Source organism: Parapedobacter sp. ISTM3 (genome assembly GCF_016533505.1).
GTDB classification, from domain to species: domain Bacteria; phylum Bacteroidota; class Bacteroidia; order Sphingobacteriales; family Sphingobacteriaceae; genus Parapedobacter; species Parapedobacter luteus.
On sequence record NZ_JAENGN010000001.1, the window covers coordinates 625,128 to 647,284 of the forward strand.

Sequence of the window (22,157 nt, forward strand, 5' to 3'; positions counted from 1 at the left end):
CGTTCAGGGATAGGATTTAGCTTCATCATACGTTAATAAGGACTTAACGCAACAACAATAGCTTTGTAAAAAAGCGATTAGTATGCGTTATATCTTTACATTCATTATCACATTGCTCCTGCTTCCGGCGGCTTGTATGGTTTGTTATGCGCAGCAGCACAGCGTTTCGGGCCGCGTTGTAGACGAAACGGGAGCTCCCCTGGTCGGAGCGACCGTTGCTTTGGAGGCCACTAATTTCCAGGCCACGACGCAATCAGATGGCACATTTCAACTGGTTAAAATCCCCCCGGCCACCTATCGGCTGGTCATTTCTTATCAAGGGCGCGTCAATTACTCCCAATCGGTAGATATTAGCGGTGGAGACGTACAGCTTGACGAGATACGGCTTCAGCCGGGCCAGATTGCCCTGGGTGAGGTTGTTGTAAGTACACAGCGCCGTACACAGACAAGCATAGAAGTGCCCGTTACGGTAAGCGCCATGTCTGGCGAGACGCTTAGCCGGCTCAACATGCGCCAGATGGATGAGATGTCAACATTTATCCCCGGGATGCAGGTGCAGCTGCAAAGCCCAAACAATCCGGGATATGTGATCCGGGGTATTACGTCGGATGATGGCGACTCGCGCACGCAGCCGCGTATCTCCATTTTTCAGGACGGGATTTCCATATCCCGGTCACGAGCGTCGGTGGTCGAACTGTTCGATATCGAGCGGGTGGAAGTAGCGAAAGGTCCACAGGGTACACTCTTTGGCCGAGGTGCGCAAATCGGAGCGCTGCACATTATTCAGCATAAGGCACAAGATCGCTTTGGGGCGGAGGTCTATGGCGGATATGGAGCCTATAACCATCGATTTGTCAATGGCTATATCAACACCCCCATCACTGCGGGTAAGTTGGCCAACCGATTGGCATTCAGTTACGAGGGAAGGGATGGATTTATCAGCAACCTCTCCGGCGGAAGGCTCAACGGAAAGGAAGTGATCGCACTGCGCAACAGCACCCGCCTGTGGGGAGGTTCGAACACTACGGCAGATCTCATCCTGAACTACCAATACGACAACTATCCAGGTACAAGTTTCAAGAGCAGGCGCTTTGCGCCGGCGGGTGGCGATACCGATCCCACTACCTCTGCCGATCTGGAACAGGGAGAAGACCTGTATATCAAACGGCATGTAGGCGGGGCAACGCTACTGGTGGACCATCGCTTGGGCAATGCATGGCGGTTGTCATCCCTTTCAGGGTTCCGGGCCTTTGACAGCGATGAGTCCTTCGACGCCGACGGTACCCCGGCCCAGTTATTATGGGTTTCCGAACGGGCGAAAGGCACGCAGTACAGCCAGGAACTGCGGTTGACCTATGAAAACAACAGCCGTTTCTCCGGATTCATCGGGGCCGGCTATTTCTATGAAAACTCTTCACAGCAGGTGCCGCTGCGGGTAGACGAGCGCGCATTGTATCCAGCTTATATTGCCCCGATACTGAGTGCCCAGCTGTCTGGACAGCTTGGTCAACTTGGGACGTCGCTGGGTTTGCCCGACGCACAAGTACAAGCACTTACCCAACAGGTACAGCAGCTTTTCCATACGGAGCCGGTCATCGCGAACGGGCAACCCCAACTTGTCGAAAACCTGCCCAACTTGCAACCATTAGCGCTGGGCTTAATCAGCCAGCTGGTTCCGGGTGGCCTGCCTCCGGGTATCACCTGGCAACAACTCCTTCAATCCGGCATGTTGCCTCCCGCGCTCCCCGAGGAGCTCATTGCATTGGTCACCTTACTGGATGGCAGCCCCATCAATCGTTTGCATACCGAGTCATACACCAATTATGGAAGGAATCAGGCCGTGGAACTATTTGCAGACGGTACGTTCGATTTGACCGACCAACTGAAGCTAACGGCCGGCCTCCGCGGCACGTATGAGGCTCAGCGTGGAGGCTATCGGGCCGATGCCGCTTCGCCGCCAAGCGTATTTGGTATGATTGCCAACAACGGATCACCGAATTTGCTCAATCCGGTATCAAATGGTACGATATACGCCAGCAAAAACTACTACTCGTATGTGGGGCGGTTGGCGCTGAACTACCTTTTCGCCCGCAACAACGTGTATGCCAGCGTTTCGCGGGGTAGGAGGCCGGGTGTTATTTCGATATTGCCGGCCGAGACGACTTACCTGAAACCCGAGGTGGTGTGGAGTTACGAGGCAGGCGTGAAAGGGTTGGTAGCCAACGGTAAACTGGGGTATGAGTTGAGTGCATATTACTACGACTGGTACAATTTTCAGACGCTGTCGTTGCAGCAAGTGCCAGGAAGCATTGCGCCGATGTTGCTGGCTGACGATGCGGGCAAAGCCCACAGCTTCGGTATCGAAACCGGCCTGCGGTATTTCTTCACGCCCACCGTCAATGTCTTTGGTAACTATGCCTACATTGATGGAAAATTCAATGATACGGATGAAAATGGCAATCCGCAGGAATACGCGGGCAATCGTTTCCGCCTGACGCCTGAACACAGCTTTGCCATCGGGCTGGATGCCGATATCCCCGTCAACGGCCGTTCGTCCATTTACCTGCGACCTTCGTACGCTTACCAATCGGGGATATATTTTGAAGACAGCAACCGCGAAGATCTGCATCAGGCAGGGTACGGGCTGGTCAATTTCACGGCCGGGTATCGGTTTTTGGTCAATAATATACGCTATGACATAGGCGCTTACGGCAAAAATGTTTTTGATACGCGCTATCTTATTGACGCCGGGAATACCGGAGACACCATTGGATTCCCCACCTACATTGGCGGCAGCAGAAGTGTTATCGGTGCTCAGGTGAGGATAACGTTTTAATGGATACCCCCATGAAAATAATCATCCGGATTGCGGCAGCTATCCTCCTGCTTGTCCTGGGCTTTGCCACCGCGTTTTACTTTTGGGGGCAGCAGCCCAACCGCTCTACGACGGAGCATGTGTTATTGCGTACGGACAGCCTTCGTGCCGGGGCCAACAGGGAGGAAGTGGATACCGTGTTTTCCATCATGACCTATAACATTGGCTACCTCAGTGGGATGACCAATAACGAGCCGGTCAAACGGGATGAATCCTTGTTTTCAGCCAATCTCCGGCAGGCCGCTGATTTACTGGGACACCTGAAACCTGATATCGTGTGTTTGCAGGAGATTGATTATGGGAGCACACGAAGTTATTCGGTCGATCAGGAAGCCGAGTTAGCAGATACCATTTACCCGTTCGTAGCCCGGGCGGTCAATTGGGATAAGCGGTATGTGCCCTTTCCATATTGGCCGCCCAGCGTGCATTTCGGCAAAGTCCTCTCCGGCCAGTCGATCTTATCTAAGTTTCCGGTGACGGAACACGTGGTGGATACGCTGGCCGAAGTTGTCTCCGCTCCTTTTTACTATCGGGCATTTTACCTTCACCGGTTAGCTCAAGTGGTTAAGCTCGTGGTACATGACAAGGAGGTCATGGTCATCAATGTGCACCTGGAGGCCTTTGACAGGGATACGCGCGAAAGACATACCCAAGCTGTGCTGCGCTTGTACCAGCAGTACAGTGCGCAGTATCCTACGGTAATGGTGGGCGACTTCAACAGCAGTCCGGATGAAGCCGAGCCGACAATCCTTGAGATTCTCCAGGCCAATTTAAGGTCGGTCGATTTAGGCAGCACAGCCGAAATCCCGTATACCTATGACAGTGAACATCCTACTTCAAGACTCGATTACATTTTTTATAACAATGCACTTGAGCTGGTCGCAGGCCGGGTGGTCACAGAAGCTGGTCAGGTATCCGACCACTTGCCTGTATGGGCGGCCTTCCGCTTTGCTACTTTACGATAAGTTGTCATAAAGGTCACCATTGGTTTTCTTTTGTTTAACAATCTGTTATTATCCTAATCATACATTCGCTGTATGAATGTTACCAAGGCGAGTCAGCTGACCGGAGGCGGTGTTTCGGCCTTTTATGCCGCCTATCCTGCGTTTACCATTTCCGTTCTCCTGTTGATGCTGGCAGGCGGAGCATTGATGCTTTTCGTCCCGCAAAGCGAACAGTTTTTGTTTGTCAACCAATTGCACCACCCAATTGCAGATGCCGCATTTCAATACATTACCTATGGCGGTGATGGCCTGCTGATGGTGCTGTTGGCAGCAGTCCTGTTGTTCGTGCGCTTCAAGTATGCGGTCTATGCGACGGCCTGTTTTATAGTGACTGGGCTTTTGGCGCAGGGTATCAAGCGGACACTTGGGTTTCCAAGGCCGGCCAAGGTCTTTGAAGGTGTTTATGATATCCACATACCGCCGGACCATGCGGTCCATTTCCACAACAGTTTTCCGTCAGGGCATACCACCACCGCCTTTGCGATGATGGCCGTGCTCTATTACTTTTTTCCCAATCAACGAAATTCGCCGTTTCTGTTTGTGATGGCCCTGCTTGTCGGGTATTCTCGCATCTATTTGGCCCAGCATTTTCCCCAGGACGTCTTCGCGGGTGCCCTGATTGGCAGTTCAACGACCTTTCTTTTGCTCTGGTGGTTTGATAGCAGTAGGCTGTTCAAGGCGGATTGGGCCAATAGGAGGTTGCACGTATCGATCGCTAAATGTGAGGGAGCCAGCGCCGTTTCTGTGCGTACCAATCCTGCTGATTAATCTGCCGTCACTTCAGGCAGTATCGGGCAATTATCTGTCACCTTAATCAACCAGCATCATTGACGGGTGCCGATTATATTCATCATGGCGTAATGTTGACTTAATACCGTGAATATAGCTTTGTAGAAAGTTATACATCATGGAGCCATTGATCACCAAGGGGGCATTCGCTAAGGCAACAGGGATCCACCGATTGCCATTGCCGGGTATCGACAGCTTGTTGATGTCTTTTATGCAACTTGATCGGTTTAATACCGAATTTGACAAGGTGCGCCACTTGGAGGGGGCGGAATTTGTGGATGGCGTACTTGAGCTGCTGGGTATCCAGGTCCGCATAGACCCTTCCGATCTGGAGAAAATACCGAAAAAAGGTTCATTTATTGCGGTGGCCAACCATCCTTACGGTGGCATCGAAGGACTGATATTGCTTAAAATACTGTGCGCGGCGAGGCCGGAAACCAAGGTGGTGGCCAATTTTCTATTGCAGCACATCCCGAACCTCAGCGGCTATTTCATCGGAATCAATCCATTTCATGAAGAAGCGCATCTTTCCAATGTCGCCGGGTTAAGGCAAGTGCTGGCAGCCGTCAAGCAGGGCATGCCGGTAGCGATGTTTCCGGCGGGCGAAGTGTCGGCCTACCAACCGGCATTGCAGCAGGTCACGGATAAGCGCTGGCACCCGGTAGTCGGCAAACTCCTCGCCAAGGCGGGAGTGCCCATCGTACCCATTTATTTCCACGGGCACAACGGTTTGCTGTTTAATCTGCTGGGGATGTTGCATCCGAAGTTGCGTACGGCACGGCTGGCGGCAGAACTATTCAATAAGCACGGACATGAAGTGCACCTTCGGATAGGTATGGCGATTAGTCCCGAAAAAATAGCCAAGGGAAAGCAGCAGCCAAGAGAACTGCTCGACTATGTAAGGGCACGCACGTATGCATTGGGAATGGACATGCCTAAAACCAAATGGGAATGGTTGGAACGGGGAAGATTCACGCTGCCTAAAAGGCCGGAAGATATTGTTTCGCCGGTACCTGTCGCAGATTTGGAGCAAGAACTTGCCCAGTTGCAGTCCAATCGCATATTGACTGCGGGACACTTTGATGTATTCTTGTCAGAGGCCCAGCAGATGCCACGGCTCATCCGTGAAATCGGCCGGCTCCGTGAGGTGACCTTTCGCGGAGTTGGCGAAGGAAGTAACCGCTCCATCGACTTGGATGTCTTTGACCTGTATTATCGGCACTTATTTATTTGGGATCGGCGCGAAACAAAAGTGGTGGGCGCATATCGTGTGGGAATGGGGGCTGAACTGCTATATGGCCAAGGGAAACGGGGATTCTATCTTTCCCAATTGTTTAAAATGGACAAGGCCCTCACGCCCGTGCTGAAGGAGAGTATGGAATTGGGTCGTAGTTGGATCCGAGAAGAATACCAACAAACGGCTATGCCGTTGTACCTGCTGTGGAAAGGTATCGCCTGGTGCTTGGAAAAATACCCGCAATACCGTTACCTCATCGGGCCGGTAAGCATCAGTGGGGATTTTTCGCGGTTTTCCCGTTCGGTGATCGTCGAGTTTATCCGGCGCAACTGTTATGACGAAGAGCTCGCCGCGCTGGTACGGCCCAGGAAGCGGTTTAAACCCAGCCTGATGAAGATGGACCTGGAAGCGTTGTTGGACGACCCGACATCCCTCAATGCGCTGGAGCGATTGGTCTTGGACATCGAAAAACCAAACCGGCGCTTTCCGGTACTTTTACGCCACTACCTGAGCTTGAAGGCAAGTATCATCGCATTTAATGTAGATCCCAAGTTCAACCATTGTTTGGACGGGTTTCTCGTATTTGACCGCCAGCAATTGGACGAAGCCATGGAACGACGTTTTTTCGGCAATCGTTCCTGACAAACGCTACTCTTTTTCCTGCCGTCCTCCGTGCGCGATGCGGGGACTTATCCGAGGCGTATCCGTGAAATCCTTACATCCGCGCCGCATACGGCACGTATCCGGTATGCATTAAGGCAGCTTGCGTGAAGGCAACAGCAAGGATAGCGCCTGGGCGGTGTAGCAAAATTAATGTTAGCATAATATAAGCTGGTTATCTTTGCTTGTATGCGCATTAAGGCAGTTATCACGGAGTCCGAATTGCTCACCGGTATCAGGAATGATGTGCCCGGTATGTTTGAGGAACTCTTCAATACACACTGGGAGGCGCTATATCGCCAGGCATACCATCGCCTGCGTGATCAAAGTGAAGCGGAAGACGTCGTACAAGACATTTTTACCGACATTTGGGAACGGCGGCATTCGCTTGCCATCAACACCTCTTTTGGCGCTTACTTACATGCCGCATTAAAGTACCACCTCATTAAACGGGCGAGCAAGGCTGATTTGCAGCAACGGGCCATGGAACACTTGCTGCACCGGATGGAAGTCATTGAGCGTTCTGTATTGGATATAATGGCAGCGGGTGAAATCAGCAGCACACTGCACAACGCCATCCAACGGTTCCCCAAAAATATGCGCCGAATTTTCGTGATGCGAACGGAGGAGTTTACGGTGGCAGAGATTGCCACCGCCCTTGGGCTATCCGAACAGACCGTCAAAAACAATACAACGGATGCTTTGCGCCGGCTACGCGTGGTGTTGGCTGAAAAGCATCCTGATATTCCCCCCTCTTTCTACCTGCTTTTGGCGCTGTTTATCAAAAGTTAACAATTTGGCAACGGTTTGTTGAAGTACCTAACTGCCTTATGCTGCACTATGTAGATGTAACAAGGTAAATCCGTGAAGTTAGCTACATTACAAAAGTTATTGAAGCGATACCATGATGGTATAGCGACGAAGGCCGAACGATATGTCGTGGATCAATGGTACGAATCGTTTGGCGGGGATCCAGAGGCGGTTCCGGGCCTGCAAACTGAGGCCGAAAAAACAGCCTTGAAATCGCGTTTATGGCAAGCTCTTCCCAAGCAGCGTAAGCCAATACGATGGTATAAACAGCACGCGTTTAGGATTGCTGCCAGCCTTACACTATTGTTGGGCGCAGCGGTTTGGTTGTATCTGGTTCGTGATCCCGCGGGGCAGTCGGCCGCCCAACTTGCGAAAACCAACAATCGGTGGCATGTGATTACCACCGGTGGCCGCCAACTTAAGCAAGTGCAATTGCCAGATAGTACGCAGGTATGGCTCAATGCCAATTCCAACTTGAAGGTATTACCGGGCTACGGTGTTGATGCGCGGCGCATCAGCCTATCCGGTGAAGCTTTTTTTGAAGTGACGCGCGATACCGTCCGTCCGTTCGTTGTGGAGGCGGATGGCATTACCGTCAAGGTACTGGGCACGTCTTTCAACCTCCGATCATACGAAAGCCTTCAAGAAATCAAAGTAGCCGTAAGCACGGGTAGGGTGCTGGTGACGAACGCAGCGGCGCAACAGCTTTCAGAACTGACCGTTGGCCAAGAATTAGCTTACCGCAGGGCTGATAAGACATTCCGTGTAGGCAACGTGGCTGTGGCCGATAGCCGTTCGTGGCGCGAGGGCCGCATTGTGCTTGACCGGGCAAGTTTTGATGAGCTGGTTCAGGGGTTTTACAACCGCTATGGCGTGCGGTTGACCACGGCAGATCAGGACGTGGCATCCTATCGGTACAACCTCACGTTGCAACCGACCTACAGGCTGGAAGAAGCGATAGCGCTTGTCTGCACGACACTGCATAAAAATTACAGAAAGGAGGAAAACGGAACGATAAGGATTTACTGACGATAAAAAAACACAGGTACTGCAAGAAGCAGCCGCCTGTGCCTTTGAAACGGCCGTAGCAGAAGTTTGGTCGCTGCGCTACAGCCCACGAGCAATTAACAGCATTAATCACCCATTGCCCAAAGTTAGGAAATAGGAATGGAAATACTTCATTCCAAGGTGACATTCCAGCTTATTGGGCCGTACAATAAATCAAATGAAGTCACAGCAAGCATTACTACATCATATCATGCGGATTACCTTTGTTCTTGCCTTTGCTTTGGTTGCTGCCACACAACTGTTGTGTGCCGCAAATTCCTTCGGGCAGGTCCTAGATAAGCGGATTGATTTATCCTATCGCCGTGCAGATGCCTATACCGTCATCAAGGACATCCAGCAGAAGACTGGCGTCGACTTTGCTTTTACCGACAATCTCGGCTTGGATAACATCACGTTTACAGACGTCCATTATAAAAACAGGCGTCTGGAGGAAGTACTTAAAGCGTTGTTAAACACCAACCGGATTGCATTTAGAGAACAATCGGGAACGGTGATACTCTATAAAATGCAAGCCCCGGGGCGCATCACTGGCCGCATCACGGACACCCAAGGCACGCCGCTTTCTGGTGCCAGCATTAAAGTGCGCGAAATCAATCGCAGTTACAGCGCCGATGACGACGGGCATTATTCCATCAGTTTGCCGCCGGGTACATACACCCTTGAAGTGACTTACATTGCCTTCCGGTCACAGCAGAAAGGCGGCATCGCGGTGGAGGAAGGCAAAGGCGTGAGGGCAGACTTTACACTGGATGAAGAGCAGGGGGCACTGAGCGAGGTGGTGGTCACGGCGCTGGGGATAAAACGCGAAGAGAAATCATTGGGATATGCTGCCCAGACCGTCACCGAGGAAGCCGTGACCGAGGCTAAGAGCAACAACTGGGTAAATGCCTTGTCAGGAAAAGTTGCAGGGCTCACCGTACAAGGGGCTGGGGCAGGGCCAATGGGATCTTCCCGCATTACACTGCGCGGCGAATCGTCACTCAACCTGGATAATAACCAAGCGTTGGTCGTGATTGACGGTGTGCCGGTCAGCAACCGTATTACGGGTACGGGCTTCAACTCCCACCTTTCGCAAGATAGTCCGATTGATTTTGGATCGAATGTAAACGATTTGAATCCGGATGATATTGAAAATATTACCGTATTAAAAGGTCCGGCAGCAACCGCACTGTATGGAAGCCGGGCGGCGGGAGGCGCGCTGATTGTGACAACAAAGTCAGCGTCCCGTAAGCAAAACGGAATAGGCATTACATTCAATTCCAATACCAGCATCGAGCAAATCAACCGTTGGCCGGATTACCAGTTTGAATACGGAGAAGGGCGCACGGACGAATATTATTCGTATGGAGCTACGGAAGACGGCCCCAATACGAGCATGAACGTCGCTGCCGGACGGGCATGGGGGCCACGGTTCGAGGGGCAACAATATTACCAATATGATCCCCTTAACCCCGGCGGCATTCCGACGACGCGGACACCGTGGGTGGCTTATGATGACTACATCTCCGGCTTCTTTCAAACGGGGATTACCACGACCAATGGGCTGGCTATAGCGGGAGGCAATGAAGACAGCGGAGCGCGTTTGTCGGTGACACATCTTACTAATAAATGGATTTTGCCAAACACCGGGTTTAACCGGATCAACGCTTCCTTATCTGCGCAGCAAAAAGTATCCGAAAGGCTGCGGTTGAGCGGCAAATTTAACTATGCGATTAAGAAAAGTGACAACCTGCCGGCGGCCGGCTACAACAACCAGACGATGATGTATTTCCTCATCATCGGCACGACGCCCAATGTACGGCCTGAGTGGTTCATGCCGTACTGGGAGGCGGGGAGGGAAGGTGTAGAACAATATAAACCGTTTAACGCCGGGCCCGAAAATCCCTATGCGATTATGTATGAAATGCTCAACAAAATGAATAAACATAATATCATAGGAAATGTCAGCGCAACGTACAAGGTAACCGACAATATGGATGTGATGCTGCGGTCGGGATTGGATTTTGCTGCGGAGGATCGATCCCAACAACGGCCTTTCAGCATGACCAAGTACCCGAGGGGCATGTATCGCGAACAGGGTATCACCAATTACGAAAGCAATACGGATGTGCTGCTTTCGTACCGGAGACAGGTCAGCAATGCCTTGCAATTGTCTTTATCTGCGGGAGGGAATTATATGTTCCAGTCGTACAAATTTTATGGGATGTATGCCGATCAGCTTGCCCAGCCCGGGATTTATCAATTGTCAAACAGCTTGGACCCCGTCGTGTCAGAGGCAGACCAGCAGCGGAAAGCGATAGCGAGTTTATACGCCTTTGGGCAATTGTCTTATCAAGATAAAGTTTTTGTAGACCTTACAGGAAGGAATGATTGGTCAAGCACCTTACCGGTGGCCCAGCGTTCTTTCTTTTACCCATCCGTCAACACCAGTTTCGTGCTCAATGAGCTATTGGCACTACCGAGGGCTATTTCGTTCGCCAAGCTTCGCTTATCATGGGCGCAGGTTGGGAATGATACCCGGCCATATCAAACGGCTCGCTATTATGACCAGATTTACGGCAACAGCCTAACCAACTCTTCTATTTTATACAATCCCAACCTGAAGCCCGAAATTACGACGAGCTACGAGGCGGGCCTTGATATCCGGTTTTTACGCGGACGTATAGGAGCAGATATTACCGCCTATACCAACGACAGCAGAAACCAGATCCTGGCAACTCCTGTGGATCCGGTATCGGGGTATTCCAGCGCACTGATCAATGCAGGGCTTATCAATAGCAAAGGCATCGAGGTTGTACTCAATGGGCAGCCCGTTATGAGTCAGGCGTTCAAATGGGATTTAGCCCTCAATTGGTCATTGAACCGAAGCTATGTCAAAGAACTGGCCGAAGGCATCACCAACCAAATTATCTATAGCCACAGCAACAACGTCAATATCGAAGCACGTGTGGGCGGAAGGATGGGCGATTTGTATGGCCGCGGGTTTCAACGGTCGCCCGAGGGCGAAATCATTTACAATATTTCCGGATTACCGGAATCGTTAGATCCCGAAATGAAAAAGTGGGGCAATGCATTTGCCGATTGGAAAGCCGGATTGTCCAACCGGTTTAGTTATAAATCATACGGTTTGAGTGTGTTGCTGGATGGCCAGAAAGGGGGAAGTATTTATTCCCAGACTAACCACAAGAACAATACACTGGGAAAAACAAAAGTGACGCTCCCAGGGCGTGATGAGGGTATTGTTGGCCAAGGGGTGGTACGGCAAAGTGACGGCTCGTTTGTACCTAATACGACCCGGGTGCCCGCAGGCACGTACTATGACAATTATTACCAGATATCCAATGCGGAAACCAATGTCTTTGATGCTTCTTTCCTGAAAATAAGGGAAGTGCGGTTGTCTTATACCTTGCCCCCCGCGCTATCAGCCAAACTAAGGCTGACGAATGCATCCATCGCGCTCTGGGGCAGGGATTTGTTCAACTTCACGTCATTTCCGGGCTTCGACCCCGAGGGAGGCAATTTAAATGACGGTACGCTCACGCCGGGCGTAGAGTTGACCCAATTTCCATCCACCCGTAGTCTTGGAATGAATATCACACTTGGCTTTTAAGGATAAAATAATGAATGTATTAATTTTTCTGAAAATGAAGATAAGAAACCTCGGAATACTCGGGCTGTTTACAGGTATGCTGACGCTCCTGGTGTCCTGCGAAAAACAATTCAACGACTTGAACCTGGATCCCAATCGGCCGAAAGAAGCAACACCCGGCGTCTTATTGGGCCAGCTCCAATACCGTATTGTTAACGCCAAGATGAGCGATGCTAAAAATTTCACACACGAAATTATGCAGGTACATGCACCACGGGCAAGCACCAGCTTGAATAGTGTCATGCGGTGGTTTATCGCACCGAGGGATGGCATTTGGACCAATTATTACCAATGCTTGCTGGATGTGGACGATCTTTATACCATCGCAGACCAGCTGGGCGAAGACAACTACAAGGCGATTGCGCTAATATTGAAGGCATACATGTTTACCATATTGACTGATTTATATGGGGATATTCCGTGCTCGGAAGCCACCAAAGGTGAAGATGGCAACTTTCTGCCAGCCTTTGATACGCAAAAAGCCGTATATGAGCGTGTATTAGCATGGTTTGACGAAGCGAATGCACTCATCCATACCGATGAAGCCTTGCTATATGGTGGAGATATGATTTACTATGGGCATAACAGTGCTGCCAATATGGTCAAATGGAAGAAGCTTTGCAACGCGTTGAAGCTGCGATCATTGCTGCGGATACGGGAGCGCGATGGTGAAATCGACGTAACAGGCCAAATCAATGAGATGCTGGCTAACCCAGCCCAATATCCCTTGTTTGAGTCAAACGAGGATGAAGCCATTTTTAGGTATACCGGCGTATTTCCCTACTACAATCCTTTTTACAATGCACGTACATTGGACTGGCGTGATGGTAGCTACTTTACGACGTTTTTCTTAGCTAAACTGAATGAAACCAGCGATCCACGCAGAACCATTTGGGCACGTACGGTGACCGACAATGGCCAGCAGGTTTATCGGGGGATAGAAAGCGGTTACCCCGTAGGCGTAGAATATGATGTCGATGCTAACTCAAATTATACGGATATCCTTAAGACATTGCCACAATTGGGTATTATCATGTCGTATGCAGAGGTCGAGTTTATCAAAGCCGAACTGGCTTTAAGGGAATTTTCAAGCGGCGGGACGCCAAAAGAACACTATGATAAAGCGATCAGTGCTTCCATGGAACAATGGGATGTAGCGATGCCTGCGGACTTCTTAGGCCGCCCGGGTATTGTATACGATAGCGACCAGTCTTTCGAACGACAGCTTGAGCAGATCATGCTGCAAAAATACTATGCATCGTTTTTCGTGGACTACCAATCATGGTTCGAAAAACGTAGAACGGGATATCCCGTCTTGCAAAAAGGGAGTGGTATTCCAGCAGACCGCGTATTTCCACGTAGGACGCCGTATCCGCTGTATCTTCAGTCCTTGAATGCGGAAAACTTGGCCAGGGCCGTAGAGCAAATGGGCGGGGACGATTGTTACATCCGCGTTTGGTGGGACACCGAGTAATCGATAGCTAATCACTTATCTAACGTATTTTATAAAATGAAACCCCTTAAAAAAGTCACCTTGTTGATGGCGTCGTGCCTGATGATGTCATCCATGGTATGGGCACAATCCGAAATGAAAACGGTGATCGTCATTTTTGACGGACTGCGTCCGGACTACATCACACCGCAGTTGATGCCCCGTTTGTATCAGCTCAAACAGCAGGCTGGTTATGCCAATAATAATCACAGCGTGTTTCCCACGGTGACCCGTGTAAACTCAGCTTCCTATGCCACGGGATCGTATCCTGCTCGGCATGGCATTCTGGGTAATTCCATCCACGTGCCTACCCTCGGCAATACCGAAATTTATGACACCGGTTCGATGGCGGATTTACTCGCCGTGGATAGCCTGTCGGGGCATCGGTTGCTCACAGCTACCTCGGCCGGCGAGCTACTGGCAGAAAATGGTAAGCAGCTTTATGCGTTCAGCTCCGGGACATCCGGACAGGCATTTCTTCAGAATCCGCAGATAAAAGGAGCCATCATCCATCCCGGATTTGTCCTGCCTAAATCTCTTGAACCGAAGGTGAAAGCAGCGATAGGCGAAGTGAAATCACAGCAAGGAAACGGCTATGCCAAGCATATGTGGATTACCGATGCTTTCATCCATTTCGGGCTGGCAACTGACGGACCGGAAGTCAGTTCCATTTGGTATTCCGAGCCTGACGCCACCCAGCATGCCACAGGCATTGGCTCTCCACGTTCGCTGGAAGCTGTAAAAGTCATGGATGCGCAACTCGGCCGGATACTGGATACATTGGAGCAACGGAACCTGACGGGTCAGGTAAACCTTATCGTAACGTCCGATCATGGATTTATCACCTATGAGGGCGATCAAACCTTGCGCGACTTTTTAATTGAGGAGAAGCTCAAGAGCGATGTGCAATCGGATGATATTATCGTTGCTGATGGCGCCATATTTGTAAAAAACCGTGATGCGGCGGTGATCGCGGATATCGTAGCCAAGCTGCAGGAGCAGCCCTGGGTAGGTCCGCTATTTACCGCTGCTAAGGCCCCGGGCATGCCGGAAGGTATTGTCGCAGGCACCTTGTCATTTGATATCATTCACTGGAATCACCCAGATAGGGCGGCCGATATTTTGGTGGCATATGCTTGGGATGACAAGGTAAACGAATATGGTTACCAAGGCGTACAGCATAGCAAAAGCAGCATTGCGGCAGGCCATGGTGGAATCAGTAAACACGAAATCCGGACACCCATGGTATTGTTTGGCCCTGCCTTTAAAGCAGGATATGTCTCTGAGCTGCCTTCGTCTTTTATCGACATCATGCCCACCGTGCTGGCATTGCACGGTATCGGACGAGCCGGGCAAATGGACGGCCGGGTACTTTCGGAGTTTTTTGCTGACGAGCGTGGAGGTGCCACGCCCAAGGTTAAGATAGAAACCGTGAAAAGCAACGCGGCTGGTACATGGGGATCATACGAAGTAGAAGCACAACTGTCTACGATAGATGGTCATCGGTACCTCGATTTTGGCAGGACAAGACGAACCGGGCCGCAATAACCTTCGCTTTGCCTCCCCATTCGGGAGGCAAAGCTCCTTGCCTTGAGCCAGCTAACGCGCTATCTGACCGCCTGTGTCTGCCATGCCGCTGAAGATAACACTGACGGGAGGCTCAAACAGGTCTTTTTCCTTGGCCAGCAGTTTTATGGGGATACCGGTCAGTGCTTCCAGTTCACGCGCTCTTGCAATGACTTTGGCTTGCGGCGATCGGGATAGCAGTTCCTGAAGAGCCACTTCATCGTGCAGGACGATAATCGGTTTGTTCAGATAGAAATTGAAAGCCGGATTATACAGCTTATAGGCGTACAGCTGCTCGTCGGGGTCAAGAAAGGGGGCCATCTTGGTCACGGGGTTCTGTCGGCAAATCGCGGGGTAAGCCACCTGGATAGCCACGAGGTTGAATACGATATAGCCGCCAGCAAGCACGTAAAGCACGAACTTGACACCAATCCTGTGCAGCAGGAAAAGACCAAGAGCCACCGCGATAACCGGGATGAGAAAAATCAGTGGCAGAAAGCGTACACCTATCAACGTTTGCTCCACTGACAGCGCTATATGCGCGGCACCAAATAAACCAGCGAAAATCACAAGCAAGGGCCAGAGCACATACCGTACATCAAAAGTCTTTACATGGAGCAGCGATGAGATGCCCGTACCGATGATAATGGCTACGAATGGGTAGCAGGGCATCGGATAGTTGGGTAGTTTGGTGCCCGATAGGCTGAAAAACAGGATGGTGAGTATCGCGACACACGCCGACAGCAGCACGAGCGGGTTGCGATGATCCACTGCCCTTCGCCTGAAGGCGCTGGGTAGGAATACGGCCATGGGCAGTAATCCCACGAAGACAAATAACGGGATAAGCAGTGGGCTGCCGCCATGGCCTTCCATTGGTTTTCCAAACCTTTCCAAGTTATGGGTGAAAAGAAATTCTCGTGTAAACGCCCCCTCTGTGGCTCGGTGCACGGCGATATACCAGGGCAGCGCAAGCGCCAGGATGAGCAGCCCGTAGCCCAGGGTCTTCCATGACCAAAGGATCGCAAACCTTTTGCCGACCAACGTCCAGCAAAGCACTGCGCCGCCGCCGAGCAACAAAGCGACAGGACCCTTTGCCAGCACAGCCAACGCCATGGCGATGGCCGACAGCAGGAGCCATTTGATACGCTTTTCAATGGCATAAGCATAAAAGCATAGCATCCCTGCCGTAAAAAAGAAAATCAAATATGGATCCGGAACGGCAAGGCGGAATTCGAATACAAAGTGGGTGGCGAGCAACAGCGTCATCGCAGTCCAGCACGCCGGACGTTTTCCGATGAACCTGCGTACGAAGTACCAGGTTATCCAGATAGTGAGCCATCCCATCACCGCAGAGAAGAACCGGGCACCAAAAGCGTTGACGCCAAACATCGCATACGAGACACGCATGAAATAGTAGTGCAGTGGCGGTTTGTGTAACCGGGGCTCAGCGTTGAACGTAGGCACGACCCACTCGTCCTGTTCCAGCATTTCCCGTGCTGCCTGGGCGTTTTTTGCCTCGTCAAGGATGTAGAGCGGGGGCGTTCCGAGGTTAAACAGCAGCATAAAGGCGGCTGTCAAAAATAGGAGCGGCATACCAGCACGTTTCAAGGGGTCTGTTTTTTCCAGCATCCTTAAACTTATTTCTTTGATGCTACCGAAATGTTATCCAGATGCTATCTTTCGGTTAAAAATCAATGTCCGCTTCACAAAAAAGGCAAACCGCCGTCCCCTTTTAATAATTTGTTCTTTTTAGTTTCGCGTTGAATAAATATCCAATGCTATACTTTGCTGGCGTGAAGACAGCGAAGCAAGGGAGTATACAAATCGAAGCACCTGCATCTGCTGAACAACTTTTTGAGCAGCTGCATGAAAGATTCTGGCCGGTATTGTTTCGTTTGGCCTGTAAGAAATTGGGTGATCGGGACGAGGCCTACGATCTGTTGCAGGAGCTGTTTTTGGAGCTCTGGAATAAGCGGGATGTTTTCCCTTTGCATCAGTTGTCACTCGCCTGGCTTAAAAAGCGGTTGTGGTATAAGCTGATCACCTATTTCCGGACACAAGGATTTCAGCAACGGCATCTGGAGAATTTCAGGATATTCATGGCGTGCGAACAACCGGTGGTCCAGCCCGGTGAATCGATAGATCAGGTGTTTGAAAGTCAGTTTGAAACCGTCATGGATGCCATAGCCCTTGCGGTTGCACAAATGCCGGATAGGATGCGCGAAGTTTTCCTGCTTAACCGCGAACAGCATTTTACCATCGACGAAATAGCCGATCACCTCAACCTTTCTCCAAATACGGTGCGCAACCACCTTCACATTGCCATGAAGCGCCTCCGTAAATCCCTGGAAGCACAAAACCTGTCTACGTTGAGTATCGCCCTGCTTTGGTGGATCATATCGGGCTAGTGTTAATAAATCATTAATCAATATTCATGGAAGCTTAATGTCCAGGCATTGGTATGTTTTGGCTTTTGGTGCTTTACTATAGTATAACTTGGGGCTTAGTGCGTATGGTGATCTGCGCGGGCAGTAGTTGCCCCGGCAGTTGGAGGAAACCAGTGATGAAAGACAACAGCAAATTAGAGGTGTTATACCAAAAGGTAATGGAAGGAACGGCATCGCCTGACGAACAAGCGTTGGTGGTGAAGTGGCTTGACCAGTTGGACGCCGGTGAAGGAATGGATAAGCAGACCGTTGACGAATGGCAAGAGCGCTCCATGAGTGAACTACGGAAAGTGACGCAACCTCCGATGCTCGGGAGGTCACGGAAGGTCAAATTTGTTTGGGCAGCGAGCGCGGCAGCGGTATTGGTATGTGTTTTTACGTTTTGGCTTAGCCGGCCTCATAGACCAGCCGACCAAGCGCAGGTGCAGGAAGTCACTTACATGACGCATAGCACCACTGCCGGGCAGCGTAAATTATTGACCCTCGCCGACGGCTCGCGTGTATGGCTGGGCAACGTCAGCACAATCCGCTACCCGAGAAATTTCCAGTCGGATAGGCGGGAGCTATTTCTTGAAGGCCAGGCGTTCTTCGAAGTAAGGCCTGATTCAACAAAACCTTTTTTGGTTCATACAACTGGGCTGGATATAAAGGTATTGGGTACATCATTCAATATAAAAAGCTACCAAGGCGAAACGGAGCAAGCGGTCACCGTTGCCACTGGAAAGGTATCGGTAAACGCCGTACATGACAGCCTGGGATGGATGCTGGAAAAAGGCGAGCAGGTGATTTATCACGCAGTAGATAAAACGGGTGTCAAGCAAATGACCGACGCATCGCTGGCGATAAGCTGGAAAAACGGTGAGCTTATTTTCAGGAATGAGCCCCTGAAAGGAATAGCCCGCCAGCTTGAGCGATGGTATGGAGTAACCATTGAAATTGCGTCTCCTTCCATCGCCAACAAGCAGCTGTCGCTTTCCATAAAGGACGAACCCCTGCAACGGGTGCTTAAAATGTTGTCCCTGGCCGGAGATTTCCACGCCGACATAAACGGCAGCCACGTAAAAATCCGGAAATAAATAAGCCGCTGGGCCATGGCTATTTTTCTAAAGAAAGGAGGAGTATGACGCAACCGTAAAGTACACAACCACGACACAAGGACTATTCAAATGAACAATAAAATAGAGCGGAAGCTTCTCACCACCCCGCTCTACATGTTTTCACTCGTTTTACGGAATGAACCATTAAACAATGAACAATATTATCAATAAAAATGCAATAAAAAGAATTTGTGCTATGTCACGATTACTGCTTCTGCTTGTGGCCATATCCTGTACAGCCACGGGCGTCATTTCGGCATCGGATGCGATGTCGCAAGATCTTCGCAAGATCAACGTGATGCTGGCTCATGATGATAACAGTAACCTTGGCCATATTTTCCAGAAACTGGAACAGCAGTCAGGGCTTCGTTTTTATTATGACAAGGCCGTAGGGGAAATGCCTGCGGATAGGTTTGCAGATGCGGGAAAGGCCAACCTGTATGACTTGCTGGTAACCATATCCAACAACTACAACCTGAAAATTACACAAAATAAAAACATTATTGCCGTGGCTAAGGCCCGTATGCAACAACCGAGCCGTATCAGCGGGCGGGTCACTGATGCGGAAGGCATTCCGCTCTCGGGCGCCAATGTCCGTATTGTCGAGATCGATCGTACGGTCAGCACAGACGAGAACGGGAATTTTTCCATCAACGTACAGCCTGCCAGTTATACCGTGGAGGTCAGTTACATTGCTCATCTTGGTCAACGGACGGAAAACGTACAGGTAGAAGCCGGCAAAACGACGTTACTGAATTTCGAACTGGAAACAACAGCCGAATCATTGGAGGAAGTGGTTGTTGTGGGGTACGGCAACGCGTCGAGTAAAGAGATCTCGGGATCCATTGCGTCGCTCCCGGCGGATAAGATCAATAAAGGGCCGGTCACTTCGGTAGGCCAGATGCTGCAGGGCCGCGCGGCAGGCGTCGTAATCACAAGGGATGGTAATCCCAACGGAAGCCCGTCGATCACCATCCGCGGTACGTCAACCCTCCGTTCGGGGGGGATGAATGTGCTGTATGTGGTCGATGGGATACCCATGCAGGAAGGGGCTGTAATGCCCGCACCTAATGATATCATCGCTATCGATATCCTAAAAGATGCGTCGGCGGCAGCCATCTACGGTTCCAGGGCGGCAAACGGCGTGATACTCATAACGACCCGTCAAGGACAAAAGGGCGAGGGCAAGTACATCAATGTGGACAGCTGGGTAAACATCGAGACGGTTGCCAAACGCTATGAGATGATGAATGCCGATGAATACCGTAAGTACGTACAGGACGCTGGTGCGGCCATCGTCGAGGGGTGGGACCATGGCGTGGACACCGACTGGCAGAAAGAAGTGATGCGCACGGCACAGTCGCACAACCAATACCTCAATCTGGGCGGTGTTTCGGGCGGCACGAAGTATGACGCCAGTGTAAACTTCCTTTCGCGGAACGGCTTGATCAAGACTTCCGGTGTTCAGCGGATCACGGCTAGGGCCAACGTCGATCAGTCGATCTTAAACGATCGCATCTCGATCGGACTGACGCTGAACGGCTCCATAGCCGATAGCGACCCCATCTATAACCAAGGGACCTTTCTGAGGAGCATGCTCACCTTTGTCCCCACGATAAATGCCCAAGATGAGAACGGCGTGTACATGGAAGACCCGTCTCGCCGCGATTTCAATCCCATGGCCATGCTCGAACAGGTCAATATCGACAGCAGAGATGAAAAGCTACTGGGAAGTATTCGTGCCAAGGCATCCATTATCAAGGGACTGGACTACAACCTCCACCTGAGCTATCAAACTTCGCGCAATAGTTACGGTTCCTACGCCATGAAGGACTATTTGCCGGAGTACACCCGAAACGGGGAGGCCGAGCGCAGCACCTCCACCATGAACAGCTTGGTGTTTGAAAACTATTTTTCATATAACACCCAGATCGATCGCCACCGCATCGGCGCGATGGCGGGTTATTCATGGCAAGAAGACAACACAGGTGACGGCTTTCAGACCACCAACGTCAACTTCGTGAGTGACGCCACGGGATATTACAACATGAATCTCGGTGCTCCCCCCGCGGGTTACTTGGTCGACTACGGCAACTATGCGATCAAAACGCTTCGAATGATCTCATTCTATGGTCGGGTCAATTACAACTTCGACCAGCGTTACATCCTGCAGGCATCGCTCCGTCGCGACGGGTCGTCGGCCTTCGGCAGGGACAGTCGATGGGGCTTCTTTCCCTCCGTTTCAGGGGCTTGGCGCATCATCTCGGAGCGATTTATGGAGAATCAGTCGATCTTCGACGACCTTAAACTCAAGGTGGGGTGGGGCATCAGCGGCAACAGCCATGGCTTTGACCCGATGATCTCGCGTTTGAGGTACGGTACTTCCGGCAGGTTCTACGACGCAGGTACGTTTCAGACCGGTATTGTCCCCGTTCAGAATGAAAACCCCGACCTGAAGTGGGAAAAGACTTCGATGATCAACGTGGGTATGGATATGGCTTTTTTCAATTCGCGGTTGATCCTCGGTGTGGAGTATTACAACAAACTCACCAGCGACCTGATTTGGAACTATTCCGTGCCCCTCACCGAGTATTTATACGGCAGCATGACAGCCAACGTAGGCAAAATCCGCAACGACGGGATTGAGGCGACACTCACCGCAACACCCGTATCGACCAACATATTCCAATGGAACACCACCCTCACGATGGCCCACAACCGCAACGAAGTGGTGTCGTTGTCGAACGACAAGTTCGCCATTGACAACGATATTCGCCGTGGCCCCGCAGGTGCCGGTCAGTCGGGCGGTTCATCGCTGATCATCCGCGAAGGCTATCCGCTGGGTACGCTCTTCACCCACAGGTTTGCTGGTTTTGAGTACGAGGACGGGAGCACGACCAGAGGCCATTCCCTCTTCTATGATAAGGACGGTAATATCACGGCTGTGCCCACGGACGTTACCGATTATCACTTGCTGGGCAACACGCAGCCTAAACTAACCTTTGGCTGGAATCATAACCTAAGCTACAAGAACTGGTCGCTCGATTTGATGTTCACCGGTGTGTTGGGGCACAAGGTACTCAATGCCACGTTGGCCCGGCTTACCTACGTGTCGCGCACGACCCACTTCAACCAACCCAAGTATGTGCTCGAATCCGGTCAGCCTTTCGGCGATACCCGCTCGCAATTTATGTCTGACCGCTATATCGAAAACGCTGACCACCTCAGGCTCCAGAACGCCTCGCTGGCCTATACATTCGGAATCAAGCCGGCGGCCGGTGTAAGGACAATTTCAATCTACGCAAACGTCAATAACGCTTTCGTAATCACGAAATACCGGGGCATCGACCCCGAGGTAAACATGGGGGGCATCGATCCGGGTGTCGACAACAACAACTTCTATCCCATGCCCAGGGCTTTCCAGATCGGGGCAAAGCTGGGTTTTTGATGCGATAAAAGAGTA

General features: G+C 51.1%; 13 protein-coding genes. 12 read left to right on the forward strand and 1 reads right to left on the reverse strand.

Translation table 11 applies throughout. The annotated features are described in order from the left end of the window. The first annotated feature begins 82 nt into the window (after positions 1 to 82). From JHJ32_RS02590 to JHJ32_RS02630, 9 genes are all read left to right on the forward strand, one after another. Positions 83 to 2,836: a TonB-dependent receptor gene (locus JHJ32_RS02590; protein ID WP_200119657.1), complete on the forward strand. Its 2,754-nt coding sequence runs from the start codon at positions 83 to 85 to the stop codon at positions 2,834 to 2,836. A gap of 11 nt (positions 2,837 to 2,847) precedes the next feature. Beyond that, on the forward strand, positions 2,848 to 3,840 hold the full coding sequence (locus JHJ32_RS02595; protein WP_200119659.1) for an endonuclease/exonuclease/phosphatase family protein: 993 nt from the start codon (positions 2,848 to 2,850) through the stop codon (positions 3,838 to 3,840). A 72-nt stretch (positions 3,841 to 3,912) separates the two neighbouring features. Beyond that, positions 3,913 to 4,647 (forward strand): phosphatase PAP2 family protein, encoded by a 735-nt coding sequence (locus JHJ32_RS02600; RefSeq protein WP_200119661.1) that lies wholly within the window; start codon positions 3,913 to 3,915, stop codon positions 4,645 to 4,647. Positions 4,648 to 4,786: 139 nt separating this feature from the next. Next, positions 4,787 to 6,547, forward strand: a complete 1,761-nt coding sequence (locus JHJ32_RS02605) for a lysophospholipid acyltransferase family protein (RefSeq protein ID WP_079715081.1) — start codon at positions 4,787 to 4,789, stop codon at positions 6,545 to 6,547. A 207-nt stretch (positions 6,548 to 6,754) separates the two neighbouring features. Further along, positions 6,755 to 7,357: an RNA polymerase sigma factor gene (locus tag JHJ32_RS02610; protein ID WP_200119663.1), complete on the forward strand. Its 603-nt coding sequence runs from the start codon at positions 6,755 to 6,757 to the stop codon at positions 7,355 to 7,357. A 72-nt stretch (positions 7,358 to 7,429) separates the two neighbouring features. Further along, the gene (locus tag JHJ32_RS22780) at positions 7,430 to 8,404 is read left to right on the forward strand and encodes a FecR domain-containing protein (RefSeq protein ID WP_200119665.1); all 975 of its coding nucleotides are present in this window, start codon (positions 7,430 to 7,432) and stop codon (positions 8,402 to 8,404) included. A gap of 196 nt (positions 8,405 to 8,600) precedes the next feature. Next, positions 8,601 to 12,053 (forward strand): SusC/RagA family TonB-linked outer membrane protein, encoded by a 3,453-nt coding sequence (locus tag JHJ32_RS02620; protein WP_200119666.1) that lies wholly within the window; start codon positions 8,601 to 8,603, stop codon positions 12,051 to 12,053. Positions 12,054 to 12,087: 34 nt separating this feature from the next. Further along, positions 12,088 to 13,566: a SusD/RagB family nutrient-binding outer membrane lipoprotein gene (locus JHJ32_RS02625; protein WP_079715084.1), complete on the forward strand. Its 1,479-nt coding sequence runs from the start codon at positions 12,088 to 12,090 to the stop codon at positions 13,564 to 13,566. Between the two features lie 36 nt (positions 13,567 to 13,602). Beyond that, positions 13,603 to 15,132 (forward strand): alkaline phosphatase family protein, encoded by a 1,530-nt coding sequence (locus tag JHJ32_RS02630; RefSeq protein WP_200119667.1) that lies wholly within the window; start codon positions 13,603 to 13,605, stop codon positions 15,130 to 15,132. Positions 15,133 to 15,183: 51 nt separating this feature from the next. Here JHJ32_RS02630 and JHJ32_RS02635 read toward each other — a convergent pair whose 3' ends face one another. Further along, positions 15,184 to 16,779 carry a glycosyltransferase family 39 protein gene (locus JHJ32_RS02635; protein WP_200119668.1) on the reverse strand — a complete coding sequence of 532 codons (1,596 nt, stop codon included), beginning with the start codon at positions 16,777 to 16,779 and terminating at the stop codon, positions 15,184 to 15,186. A 164-nt stretch (positions 16,780 to 16,943) separates the two neighbouring features. On the opposite strand from JHJ32_RS02635, the gene JHJ32_RS02640 reads away from it, so the two are divergent. The 3 genes from JHJ32_RS02640 to JHJ32_RS02650 all read left to right on the forward strand — a co-directional run bounded on the left by JHJ32_RS02640 (position 16,944) and on the right by JHJ32_RS02650 (position 22,142). Beyond that, on the forward strand, positions 16,944 to 17,558 hold the full coding sequence (locus tag JHJ32_RS02640) for a sigma-70 family RNA polymerase sigma factor (RefSeq protein ID WP_200119669.1): 615 nt from the start codon (positions 16,944 to 16,946) through the stop codon (positions 17,556 to 17,558). Between the two features lie 155 nt (positions 17,559 to 17,713). Further along, a complete protein-coding gene (locus JHJ32_RS02645; protein ID WP_200119670.1) occupies positions 17,714 to 18,673 on the forward strand; it encodes a FecR family protein in 960 nt (319 codons plus the stop codon). A gap of 217 nt (positions 18,674 to 18,890) precedes the next feature. Then, on the forward strand, positions 18,891 to 22,142 hold the full coding sequence (locus JHJ32_RS02650; RefSeq protein WP_200119671.1) for a SusC/RagA family TonB-linked outer membrane protein: 3,252 nt from the start codon (positions 18,891 to 18,893) through the stop codon (positions 22,140 to 22,142). Positions 22,143 to 22,157 lie beyond the last annotated feature (15 nt).

Excerpts from the sequence above, each read along its gene's own strand:
- JHJ32_RS02590 (WP_200119657.1), top strand. The coding sequence starts at position 83 with ATGCGTTATATCTTTACATTCATTATCACATTGCTCCTGCTTCCGGCG.
- JHJ32_RS02595 (WP_200119659.1), top strand. The coding sequence starts at position 2,848 with ATGAAAATAATCATCCGGATTGCGGCAGCTATCCTCCTGCTTGTCCTG.
- JHJ32_RS02600 (WP_200119661.1), top strand. The coding sequence starts at position 3,913 with ATGAATGTTACCAAGGCGAGTCAGCTGACCGGAGGCGGTGTTTCGGCC.
- JHJ32_RS02605 (WP_079715081.1), top strand. The coding sequence starts at position 4,787 with ATGGAGCCATTGATCACCAAGGGGGCATTCGCTAAGGCAACAGGGATC.
- JHJ32_RS02610 (WP_200119663.1), top strand. The coding sequence starts at position 6,755 with ATGCGCATTAAGGCAGTTATCACGGAGTCCGAATTGCTCACCGGTATC.
- JHJ32_RS02620 (WP_200119666.1), top strand. The coding sequence starts at position 8,601 with ATGAAGTCACAGCAAGCATTACTACATCATATCATGCGGATTACCTTT.
- JHJ32_RS02625 (WP_079715084.1), top strand. The coding sequence starts at position 12,088 with ATGAAGATAAGAAACCTCGGAATACTCGGGCTGTTTACAGGTATGCTG.
- JHJ32_RS02630 (WP_200119667.1), top strand. The coding sequence starts at position 13,603 with ATGAAACCCCTTAAAAAAGTCACCTTGTTGATGGCGTCGTGCCTGATG.
- JHJ32_RS02635 (WP_200119668.1), bottom strand. The coding sequence starts at position 16,779 with ATGCTGGAAAAAACAGACCCCTTGAAACGTGCTGGTATGCCGCTCCTA.
- JHJ32_RS02645 (WP_200119670.1), top strand. The coding sequence starts at position 17,714 with ATGAAAGACAACAGCAAATTAGAGGTGTTATACCAAAAGGTAATGGAA.
- JHJ32_RS02650 (WP_200119671.1), top strand. The coding sequence starts at position 18,891 with ATGTCACGATTACTGCTTCTGCTTGTGGCCATATCCTGTACAGCCACG.